Origin of the sequence: Nocardioides dubius (genome assembly GCF_039528155.1) — a bacterium.
GTDB lineage: Bacteria > Actinomycetota > Actinomycetes > Propionibacteriales > Nocardioidaceae > Nocardioides > Nocardioides dubius.
The window spans coordinates 125640-138892 of sequence record NZ_BAAALG010000012.1 but is presented as its reverse complement, the minus strand read 5'-3'; the positions used below and the strand labels follow the sequence as shown (position 1 = coordinate 138892).

Annotated in this window: 12 protein-coding genes; 7 read left to right on the top strand and 5 right to left on the bottom strand. The window is 71.3% G+C overall.

Annotated features, from left to right (window positions below):
- The 3 genes from ABD151_RS16850 to ABD151_RS16840 form a co-directional block, all read right to left on the bottom strand.
- On the bottom strand, nucleotides 1–943 hold a 943-nt coding region (locus ABD151_RS16850; protein ID WP_425571941.1), incomplete at its 3' end, for a hypothetical protein.
- Nucleotides 944–1261: 318 nt separating this feature from the next.
- Nucleotides 1262–1981 (bottom strand): TIGR03936 family radical SAM-associated protein, encoded by a 720-nt coding sequence (locus tag ABD151_RS16845; protein WP_343995956.1) that lies wholly within the window; start codon nucleotides 1979–1981, stop codon nucleotides 1262–1264.
- A gap of 26 nt (nucleotides 1982–2007) precedes the next feature.
- The gene (locus tag ABD151_RS16840; RefSeq protein WP_343995955.1) at nucleotides 2008–3204 is read right to left on the bottom strand and encodes a winged helix DNA-binding domain-containing protein; all 1197 of its coding nucleotides are present in this window, start codon (nucleotides 3202–3204) and stop codon (nucleotides 2008–2010) included.
- 139 nt (nucleotides 3205–3343) lie between these two features.
- On the opposite strand from ABD151_RS16840, the gene ABD151_RS16835 reads away from it, so the two are divergent.
- The 4 genes from ABD151_RS16835 to ABD151_RS16820 are packed head-to-tail and all read left to right on the top strand — an operon-like array spanning nucleotide 3344 to nucleotide 6484.
- Nucleotides 3344–3979 carry a hypothetical protein gene (locus tag ABD151_RS16835; RefSeq protein ID WP_343995954.1) on the top strand — a complete coding sequence of 212 codons (636 nt, stop codon included), beginning with the start codon at nucleotides 3344–3346 and terminating at the stop codon, nucleotides 3977–3979.
- 1 nt (nucleotide 3980) lies between these two features.
- On the top strand, nucleotides 3981–4865 hold the full coding sequence (locus tag ABD151_RS16830) for a hypothetical protein (protein ID WP_343995953.1): 885 nt from the start codon (nucleotides 3981–3983) through the stop codon (nucleotides 4863–4865).
- Between the two features lie 35 nt (nucleotides 4866–4900).
- A complete protein-coding gene (locus ABD151_RS16825; RefSeq protein ID WP_343995952.1) occupies nucleotides 4901–6115 on the top strand; it encodes a CynX/NimT family MFS transporter in 1215 nt (404 codons plus the stop codon).
- Between the two features lie 39 nt (nucleotides 6116–6154).
- Nucleotides 6155–6484 carry a GNAT family N-acetyltransferase gene (locus ABD151_RS16820; RefSeq protein ID WP_343995951.1) on the top strand — a complete coding sequence of 110 codons (330 nt, stop codon included), beginning with the start codon at nucleotides 6155–6157 and terminating at the stop codon, nucleotides 6482–6484.
- A gap of 166 nt (nucleotides 6485–6650) precedes the next feature.
- Here the strand turns inward: ABD151_RS16820 and ABD151_RS16815 are convergent, their stop codons facing one another.
- Nucleotides 6651–6926 (bottom strand): hypothetical protein, encoded by a 276-nt coding sequence (locus ABD151_RS16815; RefSeq protein ID WP_343995950.1) that lies wholly within the window; start codon nucleotides 6924–6926, stop codon nucleotides 6651–6653.
- A 22-nt stretch (nucleotides 6927–6948) separates the two neighbouring features.
- On the opposite strand from ABD151_RS16815, the gene ABD151_RS16810 reads away from it, so the two are divergent.
- On the top strand, nucleotides 6949–7167 hold the full coding sequence (locus ABD151_RS16810; protein ID WP_343995949.1) for a YlcI/YnfO family protein: 219 nt from the start codon (nucleotides 6949–6951) through the stop codon (nucleotides 7165–7167).
- Between the two features lie 74 nt (nucleotides 7168–7241).
- Here ABD151_RS16810 and ABD151_RS16805 read toward each other — a convergent pair whose 3' ends face one another.
- Nucleotides 7242–9266 carry a TIGR03960 family B12-binding radical SAM protein gene (locus ABD151_RS16805; RefSeq protein WP_343995948.1) on the bottom strand — a complete coding sequence of 675 codons (2025 nt, stop codon included), beginning with the start codon at nucleotides 9264–9266 and terminating at the stop codon, nucleotides 7242–7244.
- Between the two features lie 101 nt (nucleotides 9267–9367).
- Here ABD151_RS16805 and ABD151_RS16800 point away from each other — a divergent pair, with 101 nt between their 5' ends.
- Together ABD151_RS16800 and ABD151_RS16795 are read left to right on the top strand one after the other, a co-directional pair.
- Nucleotides 9368–11383: an acyltransferase family protein gene (locus tag ABD151_RS16800; RefSeq protein WP_343995947.1), complete on the top strand. Its 2016-nt coding sequence runs from the start codon at nucleotides 9368–9370 to the stop codon at nucleotides 11381–11383.
- Between the two features lie 149 nt (nucleotides 11384–11532).
- Nucleotides 11533–13251, top strand: a complete 1719-nt coding sequence (locus ABD151_RS16795; RefSeq protein ID WP_343995946.1) for a hydroxysqualene dehydroxylase — start codon at nucleotides 11533–11535, stop codon at nucleotides 13249–13251.
- Nucleotides 13252–13253: the final 2 nt, after the last annotated feature.

Sequence of the window (13253 nt, the reverse complement as noted above, 5' to 3'; positions counted from 1 at the left end):
CCTCCTCGGCGTCCTCCTCGTCGGCGTCGCCCTCGGTGGTCTCTGCTTCGGCTGCCTCGGTGGAGTCAGCATCGGTGGCCTCGGCGGGCTGCTCGGCGTCGGCAGGCGCCTCGGCGACCTCGGCGGTCTCCTCGCCGGCCTCGTCCTCGGCAGCCTCGTCCTCGACAACCGGCTCGACCGGGGCCGACTTCGGCTTGCGGGCGGCACGCTTGCGGGCGGGCTTCTTGGCGGGGGTCTCGTCCTCGGCGGCCGGTGCGGCCTCGGGAGCAGCGACAGCCTCGGCCTCGGCGGGAGCCACCTCAGCAGCGGGCTCGACAGGCTCGGCGACAGCCTTCTTGCGGCTGCGGGTGCGACGGGCCGGGGCAGCCTCGGGAGCGAGGAAGAGCGGGACCTCCGCTCCTGCCTCAGCACCGGGCTCGGCAGCGGCCTCTACCGGAGCGGGCTCGGCTGCGGGCTCGGCGACCGGCGCGGCCTTCTTGGCGGCGGCCTTCTTCGCCGGCGCCTTCTTGGCGGTCTTCTTCGCGGCGGCCTTCTTGGCCGGCTTGGCCTCGTCGGCCGACACCTCGGCGACGACGTCGGCGGGCGCTGCGTCCGCCGGGGCGGCGTCGGCGATCAGCGCAGCCTGCGCGTCATCGGCGGCGACGGCCTTCTTGGCCGTGGTCTTCTTGGCGGCGGCCTTCTTCGCCGGCGCCTTCTTGGCGGTCTTGGCAGCAGCCTTCTTGGCGGTCTTCTTCGCGGCCGGAGCCTCGGCAGCGGCCTCGGCGGCCGCGTCGTCGGCAACGGGGGCCTGCTCGGCGGCAGGAGCCTCCGCCGTCTTGGCGGCGGCCTTCTTGGTGGTCCGCTTGGCAGGAGCCTTCTTGGCTGCCTTCTTCGCCGGAGCCTTCGGCTCCTGCGCCACCTCGTCCGTGCCGGTGGTTGCGGGGGTGTTGTCGTCGTCGAGCATCTGCTCTCCTCGGCGCCGCGACCTCACGATCGCGACACCTGGTCATTGCCGGAGTGCCTCAGCACACCGGACTCAAGCCTTCGGGTGGCGGCGACCTCCCCCGCCATGCGTCGCCTGCCGGGCCGGGGGCACAACCGCGGTCGCTGGGCCTGATGGTGCTGCTGTCACCAGCACCGGGCCGCGTCGCGGTCAGCTACCTCTGCTCGGCGTGCGTGCCGGAACCTGGCTGGTCCGGCGGGAACGTCGTCGGGTCTGTGTGCGGCAAGCCGCGTCACATTGACCTGATGGGGAGTATCGCACACCGGCCAGCGAACTGGTTCATTCTCCCGAAGTCAGCGGGTCGCCGACCGTACCGTCCTCGGCGAGCGGCCCCTGCGCTGCCCGGGTGAGCAGCACCTGGGTGCCTGCGTCCAGCCCGGCGATCGCCCGCAGACCGGAGAGCACGTCGTCGGGACGCACGCTCGGCGTGCCGTGGCGCAGCACCAGCTCGAGCCGGACGCCGGCCCGGTCGGCCGGCTCGGTGACCGCCAGGCTGACCACCGCGGCGCGGCAGTCGAAGGTGCGCAGCCCCTTCTTGGTCATCCGCTCGACCTCGACGCTCTCCGCGGCCAGGAAGGCCGCGACCGCGTCCCGGGCGGCCGTCGGGTCGACGACGATGTCCAGGCTCCAGTGGCTCGCCTCGAGCCGCTCGCTCAGCGAGCCCCCGGCCGACTCGACCACCTCCAGCACGTCCAGACCGGGCGGCAGCGCCTCGGCCAGCTGGGCCGCGACGTCGGCCGGCACGACGACCTGGGCGAGCGCGATCTCCAGGTACTCCGCCTCGCTGGCCGATCCGGTGGGCGCAGCGCCGGCATAGGAGATCCGCGGGTGCGGGTTGAAGCCCGAGGAGTAGGCCATCGGGATCCGGGCCCGGAAGACCGCCCGCTCGAAGGCCCGGCTGAAGTCACGGTGGCTGGTGAACCTCAGGCGTCCGCGCTTGGCGTAGCGGATCCTCAGACGCTGGACGGGCGGGGCCTGCTGCTCGGGTTGTTCACGCACCCGTGAACGATACCGAGCCCGGGTCGCTACAGCGCCTTCGCCGCCTCCGCCATCGCCGGCGAGACCCAGATCGAGGAGATCCGCACCCCCTCGCACCAGGCGCTCAGCCGCTCGGCCTCGGCGCGGAAGGCGCGCTGCGCCCAGGCCGGCACCGCCTCGTCGAGGTGCACCCGGACCACGCCGTCGGCGTCCTGGATCCAGGTGCCGACCACCCGGCCGTCGAGCCAGGCGGTGGCGCCCGCGTTCCCGACCCGGTCGAAGTAGCGCGGCTGGCGCTCGTCCAGGTAGAAGCCGCGGCCCTTCCACCCCATCGTGGTCGGATCCAGCGACGGCAACAGCGCCACCCAGGGCTCGACCTCGGGCGTCGGCGCGAGGTCGTCGGGCAGCACCCAGCCGGTGGCGCCGCCGTCCAGGGTGACGGTGAGGGCCTCGACGTCGGCGAGGGCGCGGCGCACCGCGGCCTTGGTCGAGCCGAGCCACCAGACCAGGTCCTCCTCGGTGCCGGGGCCGAAGCTGCGCAGCCAGGCCCCGACCAGCTCGGCGTAGCCCTGCTGCTCGGTGACCGGCTCGAGCGGAGCACCGATCCAGGACTCCATCGACTGCCAGGTCGGCCGGTTCAGGCGCCAGTGGTGGTGTTGCCGGGCCCGGACGATGCTGCCGTGAGCGCTCATCGCGGTGAGCACCCGCGGGGCGATCGGCTGAGCGCCGCCGTAGCTCTTGCCGGGCGCGTAGTCGATGGTGCCGGCGACCTCGGGCAGCAGCTCGCGGATCTGGGGCGCGGTGAACTCGCCCCCGTCGGCGAGCAACCGGCTGACCGCCGCCTCGGCGGTCTGCACCCAGGCGTCGCCGTCCGCACTGAGGCCCGCCTTCTCCACGTCGCGTGCGATCGCTCGGCGCTGTTGACCGACCAGGCGGTGCCCGGCACTGCCGACCACTGCCGGCATCAGCTCGACCGGCACCCCGAACAGCGTGCGGCGCATGGCCATCTGCCGGATCACCGAGCGCTTCTCGTAGAGCGCCCGGTCGACGTCGGCCGGGCTCAGGCCGGGCACCCGCGCCGCCAGGGCCAGGTAGATCGTCGAGCTGTCGGTGGCGTGCAGCACGGTGAGCGCACGCGTCGCCTCCTCCACGGAGCCGGCCTGCGCGTCCCGGGCCAACGCGTGACGGAGCGCCAGGCGCGCGCGCCTCTGCTGATCATCGATGTGCACCACATCCCACAGCATGCCTCAGCACCCCGGTAGCCTGCTGCCCACGCGCAGTCGGCGCAGCCCAGGCAATGGCCGGCGCTACGGAGAAGGGGGTCTCGCGATGTCGCATCAGCCTCCCCTGCCTCCGCCCGGATCCAACCCGTACGGCGATCCTGTGCCTCCCCAGCAGCCGGGACAGGCGCCCTACGTCCCGCTCCCGCCGGTGCAGCAGCCGTTGTGGCAGGGGCAGCAGGCACCGATCGAGGGGCAGCCGTGGCCGAGCCAGCCACCGGTGGCGCCGCGACGCCGGCGTCCCTGGTTCCTGCCCGCCGTCGCCCTGGGCGTGCTGCTGCTGGTGGCCCTGGGCGTGGTGCTCGCGGTCGTGCTGACCCGCGACGACGCCCCGGAGCCGTTGCGGGTGGCCGATCTGGAGGTGGGCGACTGCATCGCCTCGGAGGCGATCGCCCAAGGCGACCTCGCCGTCGACGACCTCTCCGTGGTCTCCTGCTCCGCCGCGCACCACGGCGAGGTCTACGCGACCTTCGACGCCTCCGACGACGCCCTCGACCTGGATGCGGCGGGCCGCCTGTGCAGCACCGAGCTCACCGCCTCCGGTCGCTCCCTGGCCGAGGTCACCGCCGCCGGCCAGGAGCTCAGGCCACTGGCCGCCGACGACGACCTGCGCGCCGGCACCGCCGTGGTCTGCTTCCTGCGCAACAGCGACGGCAGCCCGCTGACCGGCTCCCCCGCGCGCGACACCGACTCCAGCACCACCCCGTCCAGCACCAACCCGACCAGCACCGAGGAATGACATGACCCAACCTCCCTCCTACCCGGGCTCGGGTGACGACGCCGGGAACGGCCAGCCCAACGAGTGGGGCAACCCGCAGCCGTCCGGCGACCAGCCCGCGGGCGAGCAGCCGGCCTCGGGCGACCAGCCCTGGAACCAGCCGCCTGCGCAGCCGGGCCAGTACGGCCAGCCGGAGCAGCCCGGTCAGTACGGCCAGCCGGGCCAGTACGGGCAGCCCGGTCAGTACGGGCAGCCGGCCTACGGCCAGCAGTACCCGGGCGGCGCGCAGTACCAGGGCTGGCAGGGCGGCAACGACGCCCAGGCCCCGAACGACGGCGTCTCGATCACCGCATTCGTGCTGAGCCTGACCTGCTGTCTGTCCCCGATCGGCTTCATCCTCGCCTTCTTCGGCCTGTCGCGGACCAAGGACGGCAAGCGCCGGGCGCGGTGGGCGGCGATCGCCGCGATCCCGATCAGCGTGCTGTGCACGGCGCTGCTCGTCGGCGTGGTCGCCCTCGGCTTCTGGGGCTGGAACCAGGTCGTCACCCTCGACAACGCCGAGGTCGGCCAGTGCATCGAGACCGACGAGGAGACCGACGGCGACGAGACCACCGTCTCGATGATGAAGAGCGACTGCGACGACGACCACGACGCTCAGATCGTCTGGGTGGGCACCTTCCAGGATGCGGCCGACAAGGTGGGCGCCAGCACCATCCAGGAGGTTCAGGCCCCGGGCGAGGAGAGCCTGTGCCGAGCGATGGCCGATCCGGCTCTGGTCGCGGCTGTCGACGACTCCTTCACCTGGAAGACCGTCACCGAGGACCCGTCGGACCCGGAGCTCGACGACCGCCTGGTCTGCTACATCGAGAAGACCAACGGCGACGACATCACCGGCAAGATCGGCTGACCCCGGTCACGCGCCCGATGAGGGGCGGGGAGAGCATGGACCGTGTGTCCGTCTCCCCGCCCCTTCGCACGTCCCGCACCGAGTCGATCCTGATCCTGATCGGGATCCTCACCGTCTCCCTCAACCTGCGCCCGGCCGCCGTCTCGGTCGGCCCGGTGCTCGAGGAGGTCACCGAGGGGCTCGCGATGTCCCACACCGTGGCCGGTCTGCTGACCTCGCTGCCGGTGATCGCCTTCGCCGGCTTCGGCGCCCTCGCCCCGGCCGCGGCCAGCCGCTGGGGCGTGCACCGGGTGACCCTGCTCGCCCTGGTCGGCGTGATCCTCGGTCTGGCCGGGCGGGCATTGGTGGACTCCTCGCTCCCCTTCCTGGCCCTGTCGATGCTCGCCCTGGCCGGGATGGCCGCCGCGAACGTGCTGCTGCCCTCGCTGGTCAAGCTGCACTTCCCCGACCGGGTCGGCCTGCTGACGGCGGCCTACACCACCGCGATGGCGATCGGACTGACCGGCGCCCTCACCCTGACCGTGCCGATCGCCGAGACGTTCGGCGGCTGGCGGGTCGGGATCGGCGTCTGGGCCGGGTTGGCCGCCGTCTGCGCGCTGCCTTGGCTCTTCCTGCTGCGCCACGACGCGGCTCCGGGCACCGCACACCGCGGGGTACGGCTGGCCGACGTGGCCCGCACCCGGCTGGGTTGGGCGATGGCCTTCTTCTTCGGGTTCCAGTCGCTGCAGGCCTACGCCATCTTCGGCTGGTTCGCGCAGCTGTGGCGCGACTCCGGCTACTCGGCAGCGACCGCAGGGGCGCTGGTCGGACTGCTGGCCGCGGTCAGCATCCCGCTCTCGCTGTGGATCCCGGCCGCTGCCGCCAGGCGCACCAGCCAACAGGGCATCTTCGCCGCGATCATGGTCTGCTACCCGGTCGGCTACGTCGGGCTGATGCTGGCGCCGCACTCGTTGGCCGTGCTCTGGGCGGTGATCGTCGGGATCGGCGCCTGCACCTTCCCGCTGATCCTGACCATGATCGGGCTGCGCAGCCGGACCCCGGCCGGCACCGCCGCACTCTCCGGCTTCACCCAGTCGGTCGGCTACCTGCTCGCCGCCGTCGGCCCGTTCGCCGTCGGTGCGCTCTACGACGCGACCGGCGGCTGGACGGTGCCGCTGTGGTTCCTGCTGGCGATCGCCGTCCCGCAGTTCGCCTTCGGCATGTACGCCGCCCGGCCCCAGTACATCGAAGACCAGCTCAATGTGACCTGAGCGCTGCAATTCAGGGCAATTCCCCGCGCTGAGGTCACATTGAGGGCGGCTTACCATGGCGGGGCCAGCCTGCAGCAGCGGGCCGAGCGCGCGTACTTCGGGATGTTCGCCGTCTCCCCCACCCGCCAGGGCGACGGCGTCGGGCGCCAGGTGCTGGCCCACGCCGAGGAGCACGCACGCGCCGGCTGGGCCGCCACCCACCTGGAGATGACGGTGATCCGGCAGCGCACCGACCTGATCGCCTACTACGAGCGACGCGGCTACCGCGACACCCGGCAGCTCTCCCCGTTCCCCTACGGCGACGAGCGGTTCGGCATCCCCCAGCGCGACGACCTCGAGTTCACCCTCCTGGAGAAGCCACTCACCTGACTCCGCGCCTTGCCCAGGCGGCTCTCCACAGCCGCGTCCCGAGCGCCGACGTCCACCGACCGACCCTGCTTGCCTGGGCGGCGAAGCCCGGGAGTCGCCTGGGCTCTAGACGACGTCACGGATGTGTATTACATTGCTATACGGAACGAGATTCGATGTCGACCTGCTAGCACCACAGCCGTTCGAGATCGATACGCAGGCGGCTCATCTCTTCAAGCACCCGCACCTCGGCCTCCACGACGTAAGCGACGTGTGGATCAGCGATCCACTCTTCTATCCAGCCCAACCACCCGCTCACTGGCTCATGGTCGCTGAAGTGCACGGAGTGGTTCTCGTCGTGCCGCTCGCACCTAGCCGGCGCGGCGATCCGACGCGATGCCGCCCGATCGGTTGCTACCTCGCCAGCAAACGGCTCGCCCAGACCTACCGAGGTGATCGCCATGAGCTCTGATCCGATGCCCCGCATGACCCCCGACGAAGAGAACGCCTACTACGCCGACCCGGAGCACCAGCGCCCTACTGGCGCGCCGATCCGCCGCAAGGCCCGCATGGGCGCACCGGTGCCGATCAGGTTTCCCGAGGAGCTCCTTGCAGAGGTGAAGCGTCGCGCCGAGGCCGACGATCGCAGCGTCTCCTCGTGGATCCGGCGCGCCGTCGAGCGTGAGCTCCAACGAACCACCTGACTGGAGAAGCCACTCAATGTGACCTGAGCGTCCGAAATTCCCAGGAAATCCAGCGCTGAGGTCACATTGAGTGGTCAGACGACGGAGAGTGGGAGCAACTTCTGGCCGGTGGGGCCGATCTGGATCTCGGTCTGCATCTCCGGGCAGACGCCACAGTCGTAGCACGGGGTCCAGCGGCAGTCCTCGACCTCGATGTCCTCGCCCTCGGCCGCGGCCAGCGCGTCCTCCCAGTCGCCCCAGAGCCAGTCCTTGTCGAGGCCGGAGTCGAGGTGGTCCCAGGGCAGGACCTCGTCGTACTCGCGGTCACGCGTGGTGAACCACTCCAGGTCGACGCCGGTGCCGGCCAGGGCCCGCTCGCTCGAGGTGACCCAGCGGTCGTAGGAGAAGTGCTCGCTCCAGCCGTCGAAGCGGCCGCCGTCGCGCCAGACCTCCTCGATGATCCGCCCCACCCGGCGATCGCCGCGCGAGAGCAGGCCCTCGACCATGCCGGGCTTGCCGTCGTGGTAGCGGAAGCCGATCGCGCGACCGAACCGCTTGTCCGCGCGGACGGCGTCGCGCAGCTTCTTCAGCCGCGCGTCGGTGGTCTCGTGGTCGAGCTGGGCGGCCCACTGGAACGGCGTGTGCGGCTTCGGCACGAAGCCACCGATCGAGACCGTGCAGCGGATGTCGTTGTGGCCCGAGACCTCGCGCCCCTTTGCGATCACCTTCTTGGCCAGCTCGGCGATCTGCATGACGTCGTCGTCGGTCTCGGTCGGCAGACCGCACATGAAGTAGAGCTTCACCTGGCGCCAGCCGTGCGAGTAGGCGGTGGCCACCGTGCGGATCAGGTCCTCCTCGGTGACCATCTTGTTGATCACCTTGCGCATCCGCTCCGAGCCGCCCTCGGGAGCGAAGGTCAGACCCGAGCGACGCCCGTTGCGGGAGAACTCGTTGGCCAGCGAGATGTTGAAGGCGTCGACCCGGGTCGAGGGCAGCGAGAGCGAGACGCTGGTGCCCTCGTAGCGGTCGGCCAGGCCCTTGGCGACGTCGCCGATCTCGGTGTGGTCGGCGCTGGAGAGCGAGAGCAGGCCGACCTCGTCGAAGCCGGACTTGCGGATGCCGTTCTCGACCATGTCGCCGATCGTGTTGATCGAGCGCTCGCGCACCGGCCGGGTGATCATCCCGGCCTGGCAGAACCGGCAGCCCCGGGTGCAGCCCCGGAAGATCTCCACCGAGAAGCGCTCGTGGACGGTCTCGGCCAGCGGCACCAGCGGCTTCGCCGGGTACGGCCACGCGTCGAGGTCCATCAGCGTGTGCTTGCGGATCCGGGCCGGTACGCCCGGACGGTTCGGCTCGACCGAGGCGATCTGGCCGGTGGCCTCGTCGTAGGAGACGTCGTAGAACTTGGGCACGTAGACCGCGCCGCTGGAGGCGAGGCGGAAGAGCAGCTCGTCGCGCGGGGTGCGCTCGCCGAAGTCGGCACCGGCCGCGATCTCGCCCTTCCACTCCCGTGCGACCTCGGAGATCCGCAGCACGATCTCCTCGCCGTCGCCCAGCACGGCGGCGTCGATGAAGTCCGCGATCGGCTCCGGGTTGAAGGAGGCGTGGCCGCCGGAGAGCACGATCGGGTCGGCCTCGGTGCGATCGACGGCGTGCAGCGGGATGCCGGCCAGGTCGAGCGCGTTGAGCATGTTCGTGTAGCCGAGCTCGGTGGAGAAGCTCAGCCCGAAGAAGTCGAAGTCACGCACCGAGCGGTGCGCGTCGACGGTGAACTGCGGGATCGGGCCGTGCTCGTCGCCCTCGCGCAGCACCTTCTCCATGTCCGGCCACACCGAGTAGGTGCGCTCGGCGACGATCCAGTCGCGCTCGTTGAGCACTTCGTAGAGGATCTGCACGCCCTGGTTGGGCAGGCCGACCTCGTAGGCGTCGGGGTACATCAGCGCCCAGCGCACGGTGGGACCGCCGTCACCGGTGGTCTCGGCGCAGTTCCAGTCCTTGACGGTCGAGTTGAGCTCGCCGCCGACGTACTGGATCGGCTTCTGCACGGTCGCCAGCTTCGGCTCCAAGCGGGCGAACAGCGACGCCGGAGCAAGACGGGGATCGTTACCGGTGGTGGTCACGGAGATACACCTCAAGGCTGGGAGTGCAAGACGACTACCAAGCCTACGTCGCACCGAAGGGCCCTCAAGAATCCAAGGACGCGTGGCCTACGGTGGACGTCGTGTCCCAGCCTCACATCCCTGCCCTGGACGGCCTGAGAACCATCGCGGTCTACCTGGTCCTGGTGTTCCACGCGGGGGTGTCCAGCTTCGACGGCGGCTTCGTCGGCGTGGACCTCTTCTTCGTCCTCTCCGGCTTCCTGGTCACCGGCCTGATCCTGGCCGAGGTCGAGGAGCGCGGCGGGCTGCGGCTCGGCCACTTCTACGCGCGCCGGGTGCGTCGCCTGCTGCCGGCGGCGCTGGTCGTCATCGTCGCCACCTCGGCGATCTTCATGCTGGTCGCCTCCGCGGTCCAGCGGCTGCCGTGGACCGGCGACGCCCAGAGCGCCCTGCTCTACTTCGCCAACTGGCGCTTCATCCACCAGGAGGGCGACTACTTCGGCGCCGACGTCGACAAGTCCCCGTTCCTGCACTTCTGGTCGCTGGCGGTCGAGGAGCAGTTCTACCTGATCTTCCCGCTGGTGGTGATCGCCCTGGTCTGGCTGCGCAAGCGCTGGCGCCCGGCCCTCGCGGTCGGCCTCTCGGTGCTGTTCCTCGCCTCCTTCGCCGCCCAGCTCTACTGGGCCGAGCACGACCCGTCGCACGCCTATTACGGCACCGACGCGCGGCTGTACCAGCTGCTGGCCGGCGCGTTGGCGGCGCTCAGCCTGCGCGCCGTGCGCCGCAACCGGGCCCAGGACGCCGGCAACCGGCTGCGCCCGGGCGTCGGCTGGGTCTTCCTCGCCATCCTGCTGGTCGCCGCGACCGACCTGGTCGACTTCACCCCGAGCACCCGCGGCATCCTGGCCACCCTCGCCACCACCGGCCTGGTGCTCACCCTGGCCGAGCAGAAGGACCGCAGCCTGGCCTGGCTGCTGGGCCGCCCGACCGTCGTCTACCTGGGCCGGATCTCCTACGGCACCTACCTGTGGCACTGGCCGGTGCTGCTGCTGATCCCCTACTGGCTCGACCTCCCGGCCTGGGGCATGGCGCTGCTGACCTTCGCGGTGGCCAGCGGCCTGGCCGCGCTGAGCTTCGAGATCTTCGAGCACCCGCTGCGCACCGGCCGCTGGCTGCGCCGCTTCGGCTGGCGCACCGTGGTGGTCGGCGTCGCAGCGTCTGCGGTGCTCGCCGTCACGGCGGTCCCCGCGCTGCTGGACTCGCACCGCGCCCCGGCGACGGCGAGCACCACCGAGCGGCCCTCGCTGGAGCTGGCGGGCGCCGGCGACGAGCCGATCCCCACCGACCTCGACTGGGCGGCGTACAGCGCCGAGGTGGGTGCCGCGAACGCCTACTGCACGCTCGAGGAGACCGACGTCTGCACCGAGCACGAGGAGCCCACCGGGCCCCGGGTGATGCTGGCCGGCGACTCGCACTCGCTGATGCTCACCCCGACCCTGAAGGCGCTCGCCGAGGAGCACGGGTTCAGCCTCTTCCGCAGCTCGGTCGGCGGGTGCTCGTGGCAGCGCGGCGTCACCAAGCCGGTGCACGCCGAGGCCAAGCGCGAGCAGTGCGGCGAGGCCCGGGCAGCGCTCTACGGCGGCCTGATCGACGAGCTCGACATCGACACCGTGCTGCTCACCCAGCTCCCCCGGGGCAACGACCTGGCCGACCTCACCGACGAGGAGCTGATCGGCGACGCGCTGGTCGAGCGCACCGTGCGCGAGAGCCTGGACTACTTCGCCGCCGAGGGCGTCCGGGTCGTGGTGCTGGCCTCCGCGCTGGTGCCGAAGGCCTCGATCGGCGACCCCCTGGAGTGCCTGGCCACCTCCACCCTGATCAGCCAGTGCCGGGTGCCCGCTCCCACCTCTGCCCCGTTGATCGACTCCTTCTATCGCACCGCCGACGTCCGCTCGGACGCCGTCACCGTGGTCGACATCAACCCGGTGATGTGCACGCACTGGCCGGTCTGCGACGCCCTCGACGCCGACGGCCACCCGATCTGGCGCGACGCGCTGCACTTCCTGCCCAGCGCGCTCAGCAAGCGCAGTGCCGAGATCTGGGACCTCCTCGAGGCCACCGGCGCCTTCGCCTCCTAGCAGCCCCGAAGCCGTCCGGAGCCGCCAGGACGGCCCACGTAACCCCTTTGTGACAGCGACGTTGTAACAGTAATCCTGTCGTCGTTCTCATGAGGTCTCGCGCCATGGCTCCGCTCGACTCGTCCCTCCCGCCCGTCACCCGTCGCGGCATGATCGCCGGAACCGGCGTCGCAGCCGGCACCCTGGCCCTGGCCCAGACGCCGGCGCTCGCCGTCCGGCCCGGCCGCAAGGTCGCCGTCCTGGGCGGCGGGATGGCCGGCCTGACCGCCGCCCACGAGCTGGCCGAGCGCGGCTTCAAGGTGACCGTCTTCGAGCCCAGCGCGTGGGGCGGCAAGGCCCGCAGCATCCCGGTGCCGAACACCGGGCGCGGCGGACGGCGCGACCTCCCCGGCGAGCACGGCTTCCGGTTCTTCCCCGGCTTCTACCACCACGTGCCGAACACGATGCGCCGCATCCCCTTCGGCCGCGGCACCGTCGGCGATCACCTGGTCGACGCGACCGAGGGCAAGTTCTACCGGGCAGGAGGCCGCGCGGACGGCTTCATCTTCGGGCTCGGCCCCGACCCGGAGCAGCTGCTGACCGTGGACGGTCTGCGCAAGTACCTCACCGACACCCTCGGCGGCAGCACCGTTCCGCCCCACGAGCTGGCCTGGTTCGTGACCCGGCTGCTGGTCTTCCTGACCAGCTGCGAGGAGCGCCGCTTCAAGCAGTGGGAGCACCGCAGCTGGTGGGACTTCGTCGGCGCCGACTCCCGCTCCGGCGAGTACCAGACGGTGCTGGCCTCCGGCCTGACCCGCAGCCTGGTCGCCGCCCGCGCCGACATCGCCAGCACCCGCACCATCGGCAACATGGGCGAGGCGTTCATCATGAACATGATGGGCCGCGGCAACGACGGCGCGCTCGACCGCGTGCTCGACCTGCCCACCAACGAGGCCTGGATCAACCCGTGGATGCGGCATCTGCGCAGCCTCGGGGTGCGCTTCGTCAAGGGCCAGCGCCTGGTCCGCTACGAGGTCGAGAAGGGCCGCATCGAGGCGGCCGTCCTGCGCGACGCCAAGGGCCGGCGGCACCGCTTCGAGGCCGACTGGTTCGTCAGCGCGATGCCGGTCGAGCGGGCCCGCGAGACGCTGACGCCGGCCGTGCTGCGCCGGGCACCGCACCTGCGCCGGCTCGACGCCCTCAAGCCGGACTGGATGGTCGGCATCCAGTACTTCCTGCGCCAGCCGATCGATCTCACCCACGGCCACATCAGCTTCATCGACTCGCCGTGGGCGATCACCGCGCTCACCCAGGGCCAGTTCTGGAAGGGGCGCCGGATCAGCCGGGACTACGGCGACGGCAAGGTCCGCGACATCCTCTCGGTCGACATCTCCAACTGGAGCGAGCCCGGCATCCTCTACAAGAAGCCGGCCAAGCAGTGCACCCCGGCCCAGATCGCCCGTGAGGTGCTGGCCCAGATCCGCGCTCACGAGACCGCCGGGGCCCAGCTGCCGGACAGCATCATCCACTCCTGGTTCCTCGACCCGGGCATCGCCTGGAACGCCAAGCGGGGGCGCAACACCAACGCCACTCCCCTGCTGATCAACACGGTCGGCTCCTGGGACGACCGCCCCGAGGCGCGGAGCGGGATCGCCAACCTGCTGCTCAGCGGCGACTACGTGCGCACCAACATCGACCTGGCCACCATGGAGGGGGCCAACGAGTCCGCCCGCGCCGCCGTCAACGCCATCCTCGACGAGCGCGGCTCCCGCGCCGAGCGGGTGCAGATGTTCCAGCTCTATCGCCCGCAGGAGTTCGAGGCGTTGAAGATGGTCGACGAACAGCTCTACAAGGCAGGTTTGCCGAACGCCCTCGACCTGCCGCTGTAGCC